The sequence below is a fragment of the Cupriavidus sp. KK10 genome (genome assembly GCF_018223725.1).
GTDB lineage: Bacteria > Pseudomonadota > Gammaproteobacteria > Burkholderiales > Burkholderiaceae > Cupriavidus > Cupriavidus necator.
Genome location: NZ_CP073677.1, coordinates 912,115 through 927,398 on the forward strand (window position 1 = coordinate 912,115; position 15,284 = coordinate 927,398).

Genomic DNA, 15,284 nt, shown 5'->3' on the forward strand with positions numbered 1-15,284 from the left:
CAACGACAAAGGCCGGCGCTTGCGCCGGCCTTTGTCGTTTCCTGCGTGCTCAGTTTGGCGAGGTGACGGGCGGCTGCACGCCCAGCACTTCATCGATGGCAGCCAGCACCTGATCGCGCCGCGGCACCACGCCGCCGCCGCCCAGCGAGACCGCGCGGCCCGGCGCATCGACGCCGTACAGGTGGCGCGACGTGGTCGTGAACAGGATCACGGTCGGGCGGCGCAGCGCATCGGCGATATGCACGAAGCCGGTGTCCATGCCAACCACCAGCGATGCCTTGCCTACCATCTGCGCCACGCCGGTGATGCTCAGGCGCGGCATCACTTCGGCGTTGGGCACGCTGGCGGCGATGGTTTCGGCTTCCTTGCGCTCCGCGTCGTTGCCCCAGGGCACCAGCACGCGCAGCCCGCGCGCCGAGATCGCGCTGCCCACGCTGATCCAGTCGGCGACCGGCCACTTCTTTTCTTCGCTAGAGGTGGCATGGAACAGCATCGCGTACGGACCCTTGGCGGCCGGCGCCGGCGTGTCTGCGGGCATCTCCAGGCCGTAGTCCATGTCCCTGGTCAGCTCATAGCCCAGGGCGCGGCTGACGGCGCGGCGCATCCGCTGCCGCGCGCAATCTTCTTCGACAAATGGCTGGAACACATGGTTGTAGGCGAAGCGAGCGCCGCTCTCGCCCAACTCTGCCACGGGGTAGCCATAGCGATTGCGCGTGCGTGCCAGGAACGTCACGATGGCGCTCTTGTAGACCCCGTGGACGTCCAGCACCGCATCGTACTTCTCGCGGCGCAGTTCACGCAGCGCACTGAAGATCGCACGCAAGCCAGCCCAATTGCGCGACTTCTTGAAGCCGCGCAGCGGCGCGGAAATCACACGCTCGATATTCGGATTCCAGCGCGGCACGTCGGCGCAATATGAGTCGGCGATCCAGTCGATCTTGACGCCGGGAAAGGCCCGCTGCAGGTCCGCGACGAGCGGCTGGGTGAACACCATGTCGCCGAGGGAGGTCAGCTTGACGATGAGAATACGTTTCATCAGGAACAGTAGGGCGGGCAGTGTGCCCCGCCTGGTTCGGAAGGTGCGTAGTATGCCTTATCCAGGAGACAAGTGTCCGTGCGATGCATGGGCGACATAGCGCCCGCTACACCCATGCCGATCCGTTAGTATCTGCATCAGAAGCTCACGATCGATGACGCATATCCAACAGGAGACCACCATGTCCGACACGTCATTCCCCATCAGCCGCTACCCCATCCCCGCGCTGACCAACCTTCCCGACGACATCCGTGCCCGCATCCTGGAAGTCCAGGAAAAAGCCGGCTTCGTCCCCAACGTCTTCCTGGCGCTGGCGCACCGTCCCGACGAGTTCCGCGCGTTCTTCGCCTACCACGACGCGCTGATGCTCAAGGAGGGCGGCCTGACCAAGGGCGAGCGCGAGATGATCGTGGTGGCGACCTCCGGTGCCAACCAGTGCCTGTACTGCGTGGTGGCGCATGGGGCAATCCTGCGCATCTATGAGAAGAAGCCGCTGGTGGCGGACCAGGTGGCGGTGAACTACCTGAAGGCGGATATTCCGCCGCGCCAGCGCGCGATGCTCGACTTTGCGATGAAGGTGTGCAAGGCGTCGCATGAAGTGGGCGATGCCGACTTTGCTGCGCTGCGCGAGCACGGTTTTTCCGAGGAGGATGCCTGGGATATTGCCGCCATCACGGCGTTCTTCGGCCTGTCGAACCGGATGGCGAACACGATCAGCATGCGCCCGAACGACGAGTTCTACCTGATGGGCCGGGTGCCGAAAGCGAAGTAACGCCGCAGGGGCTCAGCGCACCTCGGCGCAGGCACCGCTCTTGGGATCGAACAGCACCGGCCACGCCTGCTCGTAGATGCCGGGCGTGCAGTGCTTCTCGCAGCGGTTATGGGCCAGCGTCACGCGGCGCGGGTCCTGCCACACCAGCAGCTTGCACTGGCTGCCGTCGATGGCCTGCAGTTCGATGTGCGGGCTCTCGCGGACCTGGCGGAACTCGGCCAGGTTGAATTCGCAACTGCCGCGCCGCGATACCCACAACTTCCATTTCAGTGCGCGCACCTCGTTGGCCCTGACGTCCATCAGCGCGTCTTCGCGGAAGCCATCTTCCTCGGTGCGCTTGCAGGCGGCGGCAATGTTGATGGTCTTGTTCGCGATAGGGGTGGCGCGCTCCTTGGGCGCAGCGGCGACCGCTTCGCCCTTCGCCTCGGGCGGCGGTAGGGGCGCGCGCTTGGTGATCGGCAATGGCGCGCACGCTACCGACAACAGAAGGGCCAGCAGACAGGCCCCATGGTTCGTGGCGTTCATGCCGGACTCCTCGCTTGCTTGCCGGCCGGGCCGCGCCTTGCATCGGGGCGGCAGGCCGGGCGCGGCATCCGTGCGGATGCCGCTGACTACCCTAGCTTAGTTATAGCGGATGGCAAACGGAATTGGAGTAGGACCATCCCCGAGCCCGTGAGGAGGCGGACGCAAGCGGACAGACGAATGCGCTGCAACGCGGTTACGTTCGTAAACAGCTTGATACATAGATGCGGGATGCGGCGTGCTAGCCTTCCTCAACCATCGCTCGCCGCCCCCAGAATGAAGCCCCGCGCCCTTGTTGCCCTCGTTGTATTGCCCGTGCTCCTTGGCACCATCTCCGCCGCCGCGCATGCCGACGACGACTGGGACGACGATCACCACTACGCGCGCCGCTACAAGGGCGGCGACTACAAGGAAGAGTTCTGGGTCGGCAACTGCAAGATCAAGCGCAAGTGGAAAGACAACGGCGAGTACAAGGAAGAGCGCAAGTGCAAGGACCGGCCGGTCGTGTACCAGCCGCCGCCGGCTGTGTACTACCAGCCCGAACCCGCCTTCGTGGTGAGTCCGCAAGTCGTGATCCGGCCCTAGGCCAGAATGCAGAAAGGCCCGCCAGTGAGCGGGCCTTTCCATGCCTGCGCCGGCATCTTCACATCAGGATGATGTCGTATTGCTCCTGGTGGAACGTCGATTCCACCTGCAGCGAGATCGGCTTGCCGATGAAGTCGCCCAGCATCGCCAGATGCTGGCTTTCTTCTTCCAGGAACAGGTCGATCACTTCCTGCGAGGCCAGGATGCGGAATTCGCGCGGGTTGAACTGGCGCGATTCGCGCATGATCTCGCGCAGGATGTCATAGCAGGCCGTGCGCGGCGTCTTGACCTGGCCCTTGCCCTGGCAGACCGGGCATTGCTCGCACAGCACATGCGCCAGCGACTCGCGCGTGCGCTTGCGCGTCATCTCGACCAGGCCCAGTTGCGAGAAGCTGTTGACCGTGATGCGGGTGCGGTCGCGTGCGAGCGCTCGCTTCAGCTCGGACAGCACCGCGTCGCGGTGCTCGGCGTTCTCCATATCGATGAAGTCGATGATGATGATGCCGCCGAGGTTGCGCAGGCGCAGCTGCCGCGCGATGGTGTGGGCCGCCTCCAGGTTGGTCTTGAAGATGGTGTCGTCGAAGTTGCGCGCGCCCACGTAGCCGCCGGTGTTGACGTCGATGGTCGTCATCGCCTCGGTCTGGTCGATCATCAGGTAGCCGCCCGACTTCAGGTCCACCCGGCGCGACAGCGCCTTCTCGATCTCCGCGTCGATATTGAACAGGTCGAAGATCGGGCGCTCGCCGGTGTAGTGCGACAGCCGCGGCAGTACCGCCGGGGTGTATTCCTTGGCGAACTCCAGCAGCATCTGGTAGTTCTCGCGCGAGTCGATCTGGATCACGCCGGTGGCGTCGTTGATGAAGTCGCGCAGCACGCGCTGGGCCAGGTTCAGGTCCTGGTAGAGCAGGCTGGGCGCGGGCAGGGTGGTGGCGTTCTGGCGGATCGTGCCCCAGATCTTGCGCAGGTAGGCAATATCGTTGCCGAGTTCCTCGTCGGTCGCTTCCTCGGCGATGGTGCGCACGATAAAGCCGCCGCGCTCGTCGGCGGGCACCAGGCCCTGCACGCGGCTGCGCAGCGCCTCGCGGTCCACTTCGCCCTCGATGCGCTGCGAGATGCCGATATGCGGGTCCTGCGGCAGGTACACCAGGGTGCGCCCGGCGATGCTCACTTGCGTGGACAGCCGCGCGCCCTTGGTGCCGATCGGGTCCTTGATCACCTGCACCATCAGCGCCTGGCCTTCGAACAGGGTCTTCTCGATGGCCAGCTGCGGGGTGGAATTGTTGCGGTCGGCGTCGCGTGGATGCCAGATATCGGCCACGTGCAGGAAGGCGGCGCGCTCCAGGCCGATGTCGATAAAGGCCGATTGCATGCCGGGCAGCACGCGCACCACCTTGCCCAGGTAGATATTGCCGACCAGCCCGCGCGTCAGCGTGCGTTCGACATGCAGTTCCTGCACGGCGGCCTGCTGCACGATGGCGACGCGGGTCTCTTGGGGCGTGATGTTGACGAGGATGTCTTCAGTCATAGCGGGTGAAACGCGTCGCCGGTGGTCCGGCTGTATAGGGTGGCCCGGCGCGGGGGCCGGGTCTTGTCTGGGCACGGAGGGCGCGGCTCAGAACTGCAGATGAGCCTGGCGAAGTAACGCCGCCGTCTCAAACAAAGGTAAGCCCATGATACCTGAATAGCTGCCCGCGATCCGCTCCACGAACTCCGCCGCCCGGCCCTGGATGCCGTAGGCACCGGCCTTGCCGAGCGGCTCGCCGCTGGCGACGTAGCGCTCGATCTCGGCGGGCTGCATCTGGCGGAAGGTGACTTCGGAGATCGACAGCGCATGCCGCATGCCCGTGGTCGACACGATCGTCACGGCGGTCAGGACGCGGTGGGTGCTGCCCGAGAGCGCGCCCAGCATGGCCGCGGCATCGGCGCCGTCGGCGGGTTTGCCCAGGATGCGGCCGCCCAGGCAGACCGTGGTGTCCGAGGTCAGCACCGGCGCATCGGGCAGCGCGCGGCGTTCGCGGCGGCGCAGCGCGGCTTCTGCCTTCAGCGCGCAGACGCGCTGGACGTAGTCGTCGGGGGTTTCGCCGGGCTGGACCGCCTCGAGCGCTTCGGCATCCTCGTCGTCATCGGCCAGCAGCAGTTCGTAGCGCACGCCGAGCTGGGTCAGCAGCTCGCGGCGGCGCGGGCTCTGCGAGGCGAGGTAAAGATAGTCGTGCAGGGTGTCGGGCATCGCGGCGGAGGGGCCTTCCGGCGACAGCCGGGATCAGGCCCGATGATAGGGGTGGTTCTGCGTGACGGACCAGGCGCGGTACAGCTGCTCGGCCAGCAGCACGCGCACCATGCCGTGCGGCAGGGTCAGGCTGGACAGCCGGATCAGGGTGCTGGCGCGGGCTTTCAGGGCCGGGTCGAGCCCGTCGGCGCCGCCGATCAGGAAGGCCACGTCGCCGCCCTCGCGCTGCCAGTCGGTCAGCTGCGCGGCCAGTTGCACGGTGGTGAAGTCGCGCCCGCGCTCATCCAGCGCGACGATGCGGCACTGCTTCGACAGCGAGCCCAGCACCGCCTCGATGCGCGCGGCTTCGCGCTGCATCACGGTGGCGGCGTTGTTGCTGGATGAGCGGGTTTCAGGCTTGACCTCGCGCAGTTCGATGCGCAGCTCGGGCGGCATGCGCTTAGCGTACTCGCTGAAGCCGGTTTCGATCCAGCCGGGCATCTTGTGGCCGACGGCCACGATCACCAGTTGCATGGGGCAGAGGACGGGTCATGCTGCGCGGCCGCCTGGCGGCCGCGCGCCGGGGCTCAGGCCGAGCGGGTGGTGCGCTTGCGCGCGGCCGGCTTGGCTGCTGCGGTCTTGCTGGCAGCGGTCTTGCTCGGGGCCTTCTTGACCGCGGTCTTGGTCGCGGTCTTGCGCGCGGTGGTGCCGGCAGCGGTCTTGCGCGGCGCGGCGGCGCGGGTGCCGGCGGTCTTGGTCGCTGCCGACTTGGTGGCGGTCTTGCGGGCCGGCTTGCGGATGGTGGCGATGGCGTCCGCGTCGGTGTCCTCATGGCCCATCGGCGGCGACGGCTCCTTCATGCCTTCGGGCAGGCGGGCCAGCGCGGGGCGCAGGTTGCTGGCGCGGCGCACGGTGCGCACCGGGGCTTCGTCCTCGTCCTCGTCCATCGGCTCGCTGGCCTTGGCCAGGCCGCGGCCGCCGGTGGCCAGCTTCATGCGCACCGGCTTGTCGCCCCAGATCTCTTCCAGGTTGTAGTACAGGCGCAACTGCGGCTGCAGGATGTGGACCACGGCGTCGCCGCAGTCGACCAGCACCCATTCGCCGGTTTCCAGGCCCTCGACCGCCACGATATGGCCGCCGGCTCCCTTCACCGTATCCCGCACCGACGCTGCCAGCGCCTTGGTCTGGCGGTTGGATGTCCCGCTGGCAATCACCACCCGGTCGAACAGTTCGGTCAGGTGGCTGGTGTCGTACACCTTGATGTCCTGCGCTTTGACATCCTCGAGGCCGTCGACGATGGCGCGTTGCAGTTTACGAATATCCATGGTGTCTTCTTGTTCAGCTGAGATCGGTTGGGGGTGGGCGCCGGGATTGGTGCAACCCCGGTCATGCCCTGGCCGGGGCGTTGCGGTACAGCCCGTGGTTGGCAATGTAGTGTGCCACGCCGGGCGGCAGTTGGTCATCTGCCGGCTGGCCGGCTGCCAGCCGCTGGCGCAGGTGGGTGGAAGACAGGTCGACGGCGAGCGTCTGGTCGATCCACATCCGGCCGGAGGGCGTGCATTGTATCAGGTGCGTGTCAGCCTGGCGTTCGGCCAGTGCCGCCAGCACCGGACCCTCCAGTGCCGCCAGCTCAAAACGCGGCCGCGTGGCGGTGCACAGGTGCACATGTTCGAACAGGGCCTGCCAGCCGTGCCAGGTGTGCAGGCGCAGCAGCTGGTCGGCGCCCATCAACCAGCACAGCGAGGCTTCGGGGCCGTATTCGGCGCGCAGCTGGCGTACCGTGTCGATGGTGTAGCTGGGGCCGGCGCGGTCCACTTCCATGCGGCTCACGCGGACTTTGGCGCCGCTGTCGCCAAGCGCCGCGGCGGCCAGTTCGGTCATCGCCAGGCGGTCGGCGGCAGGGGTCACGTCGTCGCCTTTTTGCCACGACTGGCCGGTGGGGATCCACACCAGCTCATCCAGCCCAAGGTGTTCGATGCACAGCCGCGCCAGTGCCAGGTGGCCGACATGGGGGGGATCAAAAGTGCCGCCAAGGATACCCAGGCGATAGGGGCGGGCGGACGGTTGCGGCGGTTCTCCCGCGTCGGCGGCGGGCTTGCGGTGTTGCGCTGGATTGGCCATAGGTCAGGCGTCAGGCCCAGTCGCGCGCTGGCAGGAAATCGGTGTACAGCGCCGCTTCGGGGCTGCCCGGTTCCGGTTGCCAGTCATAGCGCCAGGTCACCAGCGGCGGCATCGACATCAGGATGGATTCGGCGCGTCCGCCCGACTGCAGGCCGAACAGCGTGCCGCGGTCGAACACGAGGTTGAATTCGACGTAGCGCCCGCGCCGGAAGGCCTGGAAGCCGCGCTCGCGCTCGCCGTAGGGCGTGTCCTTGCGCGCCTGCAGGATCGGCAGGTAGGCGTCCAGGAAGGCGTCGCCGACCGATTGCATCATGGCGAAGCTGCGCTCGAAGCCCAGCGCGGAGAAGTCGTCGAAGAAGATCCCGCCCACGCCGCGCGCCTCGTTGCGGTGGCGCAGGAAGAAATACTCGTCGCACCACTGTTTGAAGCGCGGGTACAGGTCATCGCCATAGGGGGCCAGCGCCTGCTGGCAGGTGCGGTGGAAGTGCGCGCAGTCGCCGGCGTCGCCGTAGTAGGGCGTCAGGTCCATGCCGCCGCCGAACCACCATACCGGCTCGGCCCCCGGCTTGACCGCCAGGAAGCAGCGCACGTTCATATGGACTGTGGGCACATAGGGATTGCGCGGGTGGAACACCAGCGACACGCCCATGGCCTCGAAGCTGCGACCGGCCAGTTCCGGCCGGTTGGCGGTGGCCGACGGCGGCAGGGTGTCGCCGCTCACGTGCGAGAAGCCCACGCCGGCGCGCTCCATCACCGCGCCGCCTTCCAGGATGCGGGTGCGGCCGCTGCCGCGCAGGCGTTCGGTGGGCGGTTTCTCCCAGGCGTCGGTCAGGAACGGCTGGCCGTCGATGGCACCGATGGCATCGGTGATGCGGTCTTGCAGACCGAGCAGATAGGCACGGACTGCCTGGGAATCGATCATGATTGGCGGAAAGCGGATGGACCGGGCTCGGCGTCCGGCAGCGCTGGCGGCTGCCGGGTGCGTCACAACGTTGTCACGATTGTACCGGCTGGGGCCGCTGGCCGGGCGCGCGGGTCCAAAGCTGGCCGGCAAGGCGGATCAGCCATGCCGGCCGGAACGGCGTTTGCCGGGAAGGATCAGCGCTTGATGGCGCGGTAGCCGATGTCGGTCCGGTACTGCATGCCGTCGAAGCGGATCTGCTCGACCGCGGCATAGGCGGCGCGCTGCGCTGCCTTGACGGTGTCGGCCAGGCCCACCACGCACAGCACGCGCCCGCCCGAGGTCAGCAGGGTGCCGTCCTTGAGGGTGGTGCCAGCGTGGAAGGTCACGCTGTCGTCGGTCTCGGCCGGGATGCCGGTGATGGCATCGCCCTTGCGCGGGCTGTCGGGATAGCCGTAGGCGGCCATCACCACGCCCAGCGCGGTGCGGCGGTCCCAGTCCAGCTCGATGCTGTCGAGCTTGCCGTTGACGGCGTGCTCCATCACATCGACCAGGTCGGTCTTCAGGCGCGCCAGGATCGGCTGGGTTTCGGGGTCGCCCATGCGGCAGTTGAATTCCAGCGTCTTCAGGTTGCCGTCCTTGTCGATCATCAGGCCGGCGTACAGGAAGCCCGTGTACGGAATGCCGTCCTTTTCCATGCCGCGCACGGTCGGCAGGATGATCTCGCGCAGCGCGCGCGCATGCAGCGCGGGCGTGACCACCGGGGCGGGGGAATACGCGCCCATGCCGCCGGTGTTGGGGCCGGCGTCGGCGTCCAGCAGGCGCTTGTGGTCTTGGCTGGTGGCCAGCGCCAGCACGTTCTTGCCGTCGACCAGCACGATAAAGCTGGCTTCCTCGCCGTCCAGGAACTCTTCGATCACCACGCGCGCGCCGGCGTCGCCGAGCTTGTTGTCGGCCAGCATCATGTCGACCGCGGTGTGCGCTTCTTCCAGCGACATCGCCACCACCACGCCCTTGCCCGCGGCCAGGCCGTCGGCCTTGATCACGATCGGAGCGCCTTGGGCGTCGATGTAGGCGTGCGCCTGGGTGGCGTCGGAGAAGGTCTGGTAGGCGGCGGTCGGGATGCCGTGGCGCTCCATGAACGCCTTGGCGAAGTCCTTGGACGATTCCAGCTGCGCGGCAGCCTGGGTGGGCCCGAAGATGCGCAGGCCCTTGGCGCGGAAGATATCGACGATGCCGGCGGCCAGCGGGGCCTCGGGGCCGACCACGGTGAAGGCCACGCCCTCGCGCTCGGCAAAGGCGGCGATGACCTCGGGGTCGGTCAGCGGAACATTCTGCAGGCGCTTGTCGAGCGCGGTCCCGCCGTTGCCCGGCGCGACATACACCACCTGCACCTTGGGGGACTGGGCCAATTTCCAGGCCAGCGCGTGTTCACGTCCACCCGAGCCGACAACCAATACTTTCATGATCACTGCCAGAAAAGAAACACATACTAAGAGGCGGCGGCCTGGGCTGTGTCCGGGTCGCCGCCGATGGGGGCTTGTTGCAGCTTAGTCTTCGATTACCGCGTTGGTGAAGACTTCCTGCACGTCGTCCAGGTTTTCCAGGGCGTCGAGCAGTTTCTGCATCTTGAGCGCGTCGTCGCCGCTGAAGCTGACTTCGTTCTGCGGCTTCATCACCACGTCGGCCACTTCCGCCTTGAAGCCGGCGGCTTCCAGCGCGGCCTTGACCGCCGAGAAGTCGTTGGGCGGGCAGGTGACTTCGATCGAGCCGTCGTCGTTGGTGACGACGTCGTCGGCGCCGGCTTCGAGCGCGGCTTCCATCAGCTTGTCTTCCGGCGTGCCGGGGGCATACAGGAACTGGCCGCAGTGGGTGAACATGAACGCCACCGAACCTTCGGTGCCCATGTTGCCGCCGTGCTTGGAGAACGCATGGCGCACTTCGGCCACGGTGCGGGTGCGGTTGTCGGTCAGGCAGTCGACGATGATGGCCGCGCCGGCCAGGCCGTAGCCCTCGTAGCGGATTTCTTCGTAGTTGGCGCCTTCCATGCCGCCCACGCCGCGCTGGATGGCGCGCTGGATGTTGTCCTTGGGCATGTTCGCGTCCATGGCCTTGTCAATCGACAGGCGCAGGCGCGGGTTGGAGTCGACATCGCCGCCGCCGAGCTTGGCGGCAACGGTGATTTCCTTGATCAGGCGGGTCCAGATCTTGCCGCGCTTGGCGTCAGCGGCGGCCTTCTTGTGTTTGATATTGGCCCATTTCGAGTGACCGGCCATGATTCTCTCCGAAGCGGAATGCGGTGATCTGCGGTGATGTTGTGCGGGGTCGCCATGCACGCCGTAACCGGGGTGGCAAAGCCCTCGGACAGCGCGCGCCAGGTGACGGATATGCCTGGCGGCTGGCTATAATCAGCCCAGGATTTTATCACGCGGGCCTGCCCGCGCCGCCCCGGATCCACCAGATCCCATCAGACGCTATCAGACGCTTACGGAACCCAGGAACATCATGGCCGACCCCATCCTCATCGCCAAGAACGCCGAACATGAACTGGTGCTGCTGCCGCAGATGGGCAACCGGCACGGGTTGATCACCGGCGCCACCGGCACCGGCAAGACCGTCACGCTGCAGACGCTGGCGCAGGGCTTCTCGCGCCTGGGCGTGCCGGTCTTCATGGCGGACGTCAAAGGTGACCTGACCGGCATCTCGCAGGCCGGCCAGCCGTCCGACAAGCTCAAGCAGCGCCTGGCCGACCTGAACCTGCCGGAGCCGGCATGGGGCGCGTGCCCGACCACGCTGTGGGACGTGTTCGGTGAGAAGGGCCATCCGGTGCGCGCCACGGTCTCGCATATGGGCCCGCTGCTGCTGTCGCGCATGCTGGAGCTGAACGACACCCAGCAGGGCGTGCTGAACCTGGTGTTCCGCATTGCCGACGCCAACGGCCTGTTGCTGCTCGACGCCAAGGACCTGCGCGCCATGCTGCAGTACGTCGGCGACAACGCCGGCCAGTTCACCACCGAGTACGGCAATATCTCGGCCGCCTCGATCGGCGCCATCCAGCGCGGGCTGATCGCGCTGGAATCGCAGGGCGGGGATGTCTTCTTCGGCGAGCCGATGCTGAACCTGGAAGACTTCATCCAGACCGAGAAGGGCCAGGGCGTGGTCAATATCCTGGCCGCCGACAAGCTGATGAACGCGCCGCGCCTGTACGCCACTTTCCTGCTGTGGATGCTGTCCGAGCTGTTCGAGAAGCTGCCCGAGGCCGGCGACCTGGACAAGCCCAAGCTGGTGTTCTTCTTCGACGAGGCCCACCTGCTGTTCAACGATGCGCCCAAGGCGCTGCTCGACAAGATCGAGCAGGTGGTGCGGCTGGTGCGCTCCAAGGGCGTGGGCGTGTACTTCGTCACGCAGAACCCGATCGATATCCCCGACACCGTGCTGGGCCAGCTGGGCAACCGCGTGCAGCATGCGCTGCGCGCCTTTACCCCGCGCGACCAGAAGGCGGTCAAGGTGGCTGCCACCACCATGCGCGCCAATCCCAGGCTGGACCTGGAAACCGCGATCAGCGAACTGGGCGTGGGCGAAGCGCTGGTGTCGTTCCTGGACGCCAAGGGCACGCCCTGCGTGACCGAGCGTGCCTGGGTGCTGGCACCGGGCAGCCGCATCGGCCCGGCGACGGAGGAAGAGCGCAAGCAGCTGATCGCCAGTTCGCTGGTGGCGGGCACCTACGAGAAGACCGTGGACCGCGAATCCGCCTATGAAAAGCTGCGCGGCAGCGTGGCGACGGCCGGCAATGGCAACGGCAAGGGCGCTGGCGGCGCGCCGGCGGGGCAGCCCGCTGGTGAGCAGGACAGCGGCTGGCTCGGTACGGCCGGCGAGATCTTCGGCACGCTGACCAAGGGCACCGGCAAGACCGGCCGCGGCGATTCGATCCTGGAGTCGATGGCCAAGTCGGCCGCGCGCACGGTGGGGTCGCAGGTCGGCCGCGAACTGATCCGCGGTGTGCTGGGCAGCCTGCTGGGTAAGAAGAAGTAAAGACGGACTGACGGAATGACGGAAAGGGCCGCGCGATGCGGCCCTTTTCCTTAGTGGCGCTGCGCCTGTTGCTGCGCCTTGGCCGCTGCCGCGTCCTCGCGCATCTTGCGCGCGAACATCCGCGCAAAGAACCACCCCATGCCGATGATGAAGACGATCACGCCCAGGCTCATCAGGCCGGTGCTGGTACTGAACAGGATCTTGAAGGCTTCCATGCTTGGCTCCCTTTGCGTTGGCGATGGCGGCCGGCGAGGTCTCGCCGGCGCTTGCCGCCAGTGTAGGGAGCCCTGTGGCGCGGACTATTGAGGCCGGTCAAGCGCAAGCCAGCCCGCCGCCGCACCACTCAGTTCTTGGTGCCGAACAGGCGGTCGCCCGCATCGCCCAGGCCCGGCACGATATAGGCATCGCCGTCCAGGTGGCTGTCCAGCGAGGCGACGAACAGCTTCACCCCTGGATGCGCCTTCTGGAACACTTCCACGCCCTCCGGGGCCGCCACCAGCGCAACGAAGGTGATGGCCTCGTCCTTGACCCCGCGGCGCTTGAGCACCTCCACCGCGTGCGCGGCGGAGTAGCCCGTGGCCACCATCGGGTCGCACAGGATGAAGCTGCGGTCTTCCAGGTCAGGCAGACGCACCAGGTATTCCACCGGGCGGTGCTGCTCGTCGCGGTACACGCCGATGTGGCCGATGCGCGCCGACGGGATCAGCTCGACCAGGCCGTCGCTCATGCCCACGCCCGCGCGCAGCACCGGCACGATGGTCAGCTTCTTGCCGGCGATCACCGGCGCCTCCAGCTCTACCAGCGGCGTTTCGATGCGGCGTGTGGTCAAGGGCAGGTTGCGGGTGATCTCGTAGCCCATCAGCAGCGTGATCTCGCGCAGCAGTTCGCGGAAGGTGCGCGTCGACGTTTCCTTGTCGCGCATGTGCGAAAGCTTGTGCTGGATCAGCGGGTGGTCGAGGATGAACAGGTTGGGAAAGCGCGGATCTTGTTTCATGGCTGGCGGCGAGGGCTCGGCGGGGTAGGGACAAGCAGGTGAAGCGGGCGGCGAGATCGGATGGACCAGCGCGCCGCGCCGTTGCAGCCGGATTGTAATGGAAGCGGGCCGCCCTGCCCGTGGCTTCGCTTTCGAGACCCGCCCACGCCAGCCGCCGGCGGGCTCCCTGAACTGCCGGGAGCGGCCGGCGGTGCCTTGCGCTAGTCAAGCGCGCGATTCTTCGACTCGATATCCACCATGTAGATGGCGATTGCCGCCACGGCAAGAAATGACGAAAGCAGCGCCAGGGCAAGGGTGAACTGGCTGGCCATGATCGGTGCAATGATCGAAGGCGCAAACAGGCCGCCAAAGCGCGCCATCGCGCCGGCAGTGCCCATCCCGCTGGCGCGCAGGTCGGTCGGGTACACCTCGGGCGTGAAGGCGTAGAGCGCGCCCCAGGTACCGAGGAGCGAGAAGCTCATCAGCAGGGTCGAGCCGACGATAAGCGCGGTGGACTGGCCCAGGCTATAGAGCATGCAACCTGCCGCGCTGAGCAGCAGGAAGCCGATCAGCGTCGGCTTGCGGCCCCAGCGCTCGACGCCGTGCGCGGCCAGCGCGAACCCGGGAAGCTGCACCAGCGCGAGCACAATCAGGAAGACCTGGCCACGCATGAAGCCAAAGCCCTGGCCCGCCAGCTTGACCGGCAGATAGACGAAGACGCCGTAGTAGGCGATCGAGATCAGCGCCCAGGCGGCAAGCAGGCAGATGGTGCGGCGCCGGCATCCGCGCGCGAACAGCGCAAAGACCGACTTGCGCTCCATCGGCTGCGGCTCCAGGTTGCCGATTTCCACGGACACGCGATTGGCGGTGGCGACACGCTGCAGCACCGCGCGTGCCTCGGCCGAGCGTCCCGATTTATTCAGGTAGAGCGGAGACTCGGGAACAAAGAACCGGAAGACCACGCCGACCAGGGCGGGGATGCCCGTGACGAGGAAGATCAGCCGCCAGGCATCATCGCCTCGCGACACGGCGATCAGCGCAAGAATGGCGAGCAGGATCGTGCCGACGGCCCAGAACGACTCCAGCAGCACCAGCCAGCGACCGCGCCGGTCCGAGGGCAGGAACTCGGCCATCATGGTGTAGTCCACGGGCAGCGTGCCGCCCACGCCGATGCCGGTCAGGAAGCGCAGCAGCAGCAGCCACTGGAAGTCCGGTGCGAAAGCGGAAGCGACACCGCAGATGGCGTCGATGACCACCGCCATCATCAGCACGGGCCGGCGGCCGATCCTGTCAGCCAGTCGGCCGAACACGAATGCGCCGATCAGCATGCCGACAAAGAACATCGTCCCGGTCTGCAGAGCGGTCGGTACGGGAATGCCGAAGGTCGCCGCAATCGACGGCGCGGTGAAGCCGATCGACAGCACCTGCATCGCGTCAGCCAGCCAGACCAGGCCGAAGATGACAAAGAGCCGATACTGGAACCGGCCGACGCCGGCCGCGCGGATGCCTTGCTCGATCGTGATGGTTTGAGGCGATGCTCCCCGCGCGCTGGGCTGTGGGGCCGAGCCTAGCGTGACTTCCGGGATGGTCGTGGTTGCCATGGATGAAATTGATGACGACATGTTGTCTACCTGTCTTTATAGGCTGGTTCTTGAACTCGGACGCACACGTTTATCGAAGCAGGGCCAGACGGTACTGACTAATGCGTGATGATCACACCGGGACAACCGCACCAAATTGCAACGAAACGTGGTGAGTACTCCAATTGGCGAGGCTGGAACTAACCCGGTAGCACGCTCGCAACACCTGCTTGGTTCTGATACGACATAGTCACTCCTTGTTGTCTACCCTTGGTTGGTCCAGGCCCGGCCTCCCGGTCGGCGCTGCGGGGAACTATGCAAGCCCCGGGCCAGCGCTTCCGGTGATGTAAAGGGCCAATCTTTTAGTTTTGTTGTCTCGTCTGCCGCTTGCGGCGCGCCGTCCTTGTGCGGGGAGGCACCGCTGCGGGCCTAGCGGCACTCATGTAGTGCGCACTACATGATCGTTCAGCGTAAGCTACATGAAATTGGCGGGCAAGGCCGAATTGCGTTTTCCCTCCTCGGGGTTTTCCCGCGCGTGGCGCGCATGGCGCCGGCG

The 15,284-nt window shown here is 66.6% G+C and carries 16 protein-coding genes; 3 read left to right on the forward strand and 13 right to left on the reverse strand.

Going from position 1 to position 15,284, the window contains the following annotated elements; all coding sequences use genetic code 11:
• Positions 1-49 precede the first annotated feature (49 nt).
• Positions 50-1,036: a lipopolysaccharide heptosyltransferase I gene (gene waaC / locus KB879_RS04465; RefSeq protein WP_010812916.1), complete on the reverse strand. Its 987-nt coding sequence runs from the start codon at positions 1,034-1,036 to the stop codon at positions 50-52.
• A 181-nt stretch (positions 1,037-1,217) separates the two neighbouring features.
• Here waaC and KB879_RS04470 point away from each other — a divergent pair, with 181 nt between their 5' ends.
• Positions 1,218-1,808 (forward strand): peroxidase-related enzyme, encoded by a 591-nt coding sequence (locus KB879_RS04470; RefSeq protein WP_013955891.1) that lies wholly within the window; start codon positions 1,218-1,220, stop codon positions 1,806-1,808.
• 12 nt (positions 1,809-1,820) lie between these two features.
• Here the strand turns inward: KB879_RS04470 and KB879_RS04475 are convergent, their stop codons facing one another.
• The gene (locus KB879_RS04475; RefSeq protein ID WP_013955892.1) at positions 1,821-2,333 is read right to left on the reverse strand and encodes a hypothetical protein; all 513 of its coding nucleotides are present in this window, start codon (positions 2,331-2,333) and stop codon (positions 1,821-1,823) included.
• A gap of 273 nt (positions 2,334-2,606) precedes the next feature.
• Here KB879_RS04475 and KB879_RS04480 point away from each other — a divergent pair, with 273 nt between their 5' ends.
• The gene (locus KB879_RS04480) at positions 2,607-2,915 is read left to right on the forward strand and encodes a hypothetical protein (protein ID WP_013955893.1); all 309 of its coding nucleotides are present in this window, start codon (positions 2,607-2,609) and stop codon (positions 2,913-2,915) included.
• A 58-nt stretch (positions 2,916-2,973) separates the two neighbouring features.
• Here KB879_RS04480 and rng read toward each other — a convergent pair whose 3' ends face one another.
• The 8 genes from rng to KB879_RS04520 all read right to left on the reverse strand — a co-directional run bounded on the left by rng (position 2,974) and on the right by KB879_RS04520 (position 10,419).
• Entirely contained in the window at positions 2,974-4,440 is a 1,467-nt protein-coding gene (gene rng / locus KB879_RS04485; protein ID WP_013955894.1) for a ribonuclease G, read from the reverse strand.
• Between the two features lie 87 nt (positions 4,441-4,527).
• Positions 4,528-5,142: a nucleoside triphosphate pyrophosphatase gene (locus tag KB879_RS04490; RefSeq protein ID WP_153955042.1), complete on the reverse strand. Its 615-nt coding sequence runs from the start codon at positions 5,140-5,142 to the stop codon at positions 4,528-4,530.
• Positions 5,143-5,175: 33 nt separating this feature from the next.
• The gene (gene rlmH / locus KB879_RS04495) at positions 5,176-5,655 is read right to left on the reverse strand and encodes a 23S rRNA (pseudouridine(1915)-N(3))-methyltransferase RlmH (RefSeq protein ID WP_011614787.1); all 480 of its coding nucleotides are present in this window, start codon (positions 5,653-5,655) and stop codon (positions 5,176-5,178) included.
• A 53-nt stretch (positions 5,656-5,708) separates the two neighbouring features.
• Positions 5,709-6,446 (reverse strand): ribosome silencing factor, encoded by a 738-nt coding sequence (rsfS, locus tag KB879_RS04500; protein ID WP_013955896.1) that lies wholly within the window; start codon positions 6,444-6,446, stop codon positions 5,709-5,711.
• A gap of 61 nt (positions 6,447-6,507) precedes the next feature.
• Complete coding sequence (locus KB879_RS04505; RefSeq protein WP_013955897.1) at positions 6,508-7,242, reverse strand: nicotinate-nucleotide adenylyltransferase; 735 nt, start codon at positions 7,240-7,242, stop codon at positions 6,508-6,510.
• Positions 7,243-7,252: 10 nt separating this feature from the next.
• The gene (gene hemF, locus KB879_RS04510; RefSeq protein ID WP_013955898.1) at positions 7,253-8,164 is read right to left on the reverse strand and encodes an oxygen-dependent coproporphyrinogen oxidase; all 912 of its coding nucleotides are present in this window, start codon (positions 8,162-8,164) and stop codon (positions 7,253-7,255) included.
• Positions 8,165-8,340: 176 nt separating this feature from the next.
• Positions 8,341-9,609, reverse strand: coding sequence for a phosphoribosylamine--glycine ligase (purD, locus tag KB879_RS04515; protein ID WP_010812906.1), 1,269 nt, complete (start codon positions 9,607-9,609; stop codon positions 8,341-8,343).
• Positions 9,610-9,693: 84 nt separating this feature from the next.
• Positions 9,694-10,419 (reverse strand): YebC/PmpR family DNA-binding transcriptional regulator, encoded by a 726-nt coding sequence (locus KB879_RS04520; RefSeq protein ID WP_013955900.1) that lies wholly within the window; start codon positions 10,417-10,419, stop codon positions 9,694-9,696.
• Positions 10,420-10,648: 229 nt separating this feature from the next.
• Here KB879_RS04520 and KB879_RS04525 point away from each other — a divergent pair, with 229 nt between their 5' ends.
• Positions 10,649-12,175: a helicase HerA-like C-terminal domain-containing protein gene (locus KB879_RS04525; protein WP_013955901.1), complete on the forward strand. Its 1,527-nt coding sequence runs from the start codon at positions 10,649-10,651 to the stop codon at positions 12,173-12,175.
• Between the two features lie 50 nt (positions 12,176-12,225).
• Here KB879_RS04525 and KB879_RS04530 read toward each other — a convergent pair whose 3' ends face one another.
• The 3 genes from KB879_RS04530 to KB879_RS04540 all read right to left on the reverse strand — a co-directional run bounded on the left by KB879_RS04530 (position 12,226) and on the right by KB879_RS04540 (position 14,770).
• Complete coding sequence (locus KB879_RS04530; RefSeq protein ID WP_013955903.1) at positions 12,226-12,390, reverse strand: DUF3149 domain-containing protein; 165 nt, start codon at positions 12,388-12,390, stop codon at positions 12,226-12,228.
• 128 nt (positions 12,391-12,518) lie between these two features.
• Entirely contained in the window at positions 12,519-13,169 is a 651-nt protein-coding gene (upp, locus tag KB879_RS04535; RefSeq protein WP_013955904.1) for a uracil phosphoribosyltransferase, read from the reverse strand.
• Between the two features lie 200 nt (positions 13,170-13,369).
• Entirely contained in the window at positions 13,370-14,770 is a 1,401-nt protein-coding gene (locus tag KB879_RS04540; protein ID WP_013955905.1) for an MFS transporter, read from the reverse strand.
• Positions 14,771-15,284: the final 514 nt, after the last annotated feature.

Bases quoted from the DNA above. Each gene is read 5' to 3' on its own strand.
- rng (WP_013955894.1), bottom strand. From the start codon at position 4,440: ATGACTGAAGACATCCTCGTCAACATCACGCCCCAAGAGACCCGCGTC.
- KB879_RS04540 (WP_013955905.1), bottom strand. From the start codon at position 14,770: ATGTCGTCATCAATTTCATCCATGGCAACCACGACCATCCCGGAAGTC.
- KB879_RS04530 (WP_013955903.1), bottom strand. From the start codon at position 12,390: ATGGAAGCCTTCAAGATCCTGTTCAGTACCAGCACCGGCCTGATGAGC.
- upp (WP_013955904.1), bottom strand. From the start codon at position 13,169: ATGAAACAAGATCCGCGCTTTCCCAACCTGTTCATCCTCGACCACCCG.
- waaC (WP_010812916.1), bottom strand. From the start codon at position 1,036: ATGAAACGTATTCTCATCGTCAAGCTGACCTCCCTCGGCGACATGGTG.
- rlmH (WP_011614787.1), bottom strand. From the start codon at position 5,655: ATGCAACTGGTGATCGTGGCCGTCGGCCACAAGATGCCCGGCTGGATC.
- KB879_RS04490 (WP_153955042.1), bottom strand. From the start codon at position 5,142: ATGCCCGACACCCTGCACGACTATCTTTACCTCGCCTCGCAGAGCCCG.
- KB879_RS04525 (WP_013955901.1), top strand. From the start codon at position 10,649: ATGGCCGACCCCATCCTCATCGCCAAGAACGCCGAACATGAACTGGTG.
- hemF (WP_013955898.1), bottom strand. From the start codon at position 8,164: ATGATCGATTCCCAGGCAGTCCGTGCCTATCTGCTCGGTCTGCAAGAC.
- KB879_RS04520 (WP_013955900.1), bottom strand. From the start codon at position 10,419: ATGGCCGGTCACTCGAAATGGGCCAATATCAAACACAAGAAGGCCGCC.
- KB879_RS04505 (WP_013955897.1), bottom strand. From the start codon at position 7,242: ATGGCCAATCCAGCGCAACACCGCAAGCCCGCCGCCGACGCGGGAGAA.
- KB879_RS04475 (WP_013955892.1), bottom strand. From the start codon at position 2,333: ATGAACGCCACGAACCATGGGGCCTGTCTGCTGGCCCTTCTGTTGTCG.
- KB879_RS04470 (WP_013955891.1), top strand. From the start codon at position 1,218: ATGTCCGACACGTCATTCCCCATCAGCCGCTACCCCATCCCCGCGCTG.
- purD (WP_010812906.1), bottom strand. From the start codon at position 9,609: ATGAAAGTATTGGTTGTCGGCTCGGGTGGACGTGAACACGCGCTGGCC.
- KB879_RS04480 (WP_013955893.1), top strand. From the start codon at position 2,607: ATGAAGCCCCGCGCCCTTGTTGCCCTCGTTGTATTGCCCGTGCTCCTT.
- rsfS (WP_013955896.1), bottom strand. From the start codon at position 6,446: ATGGATATTCGTAAACTGCAACGCGCCATCGTCGACGGCCTCGAGGAT.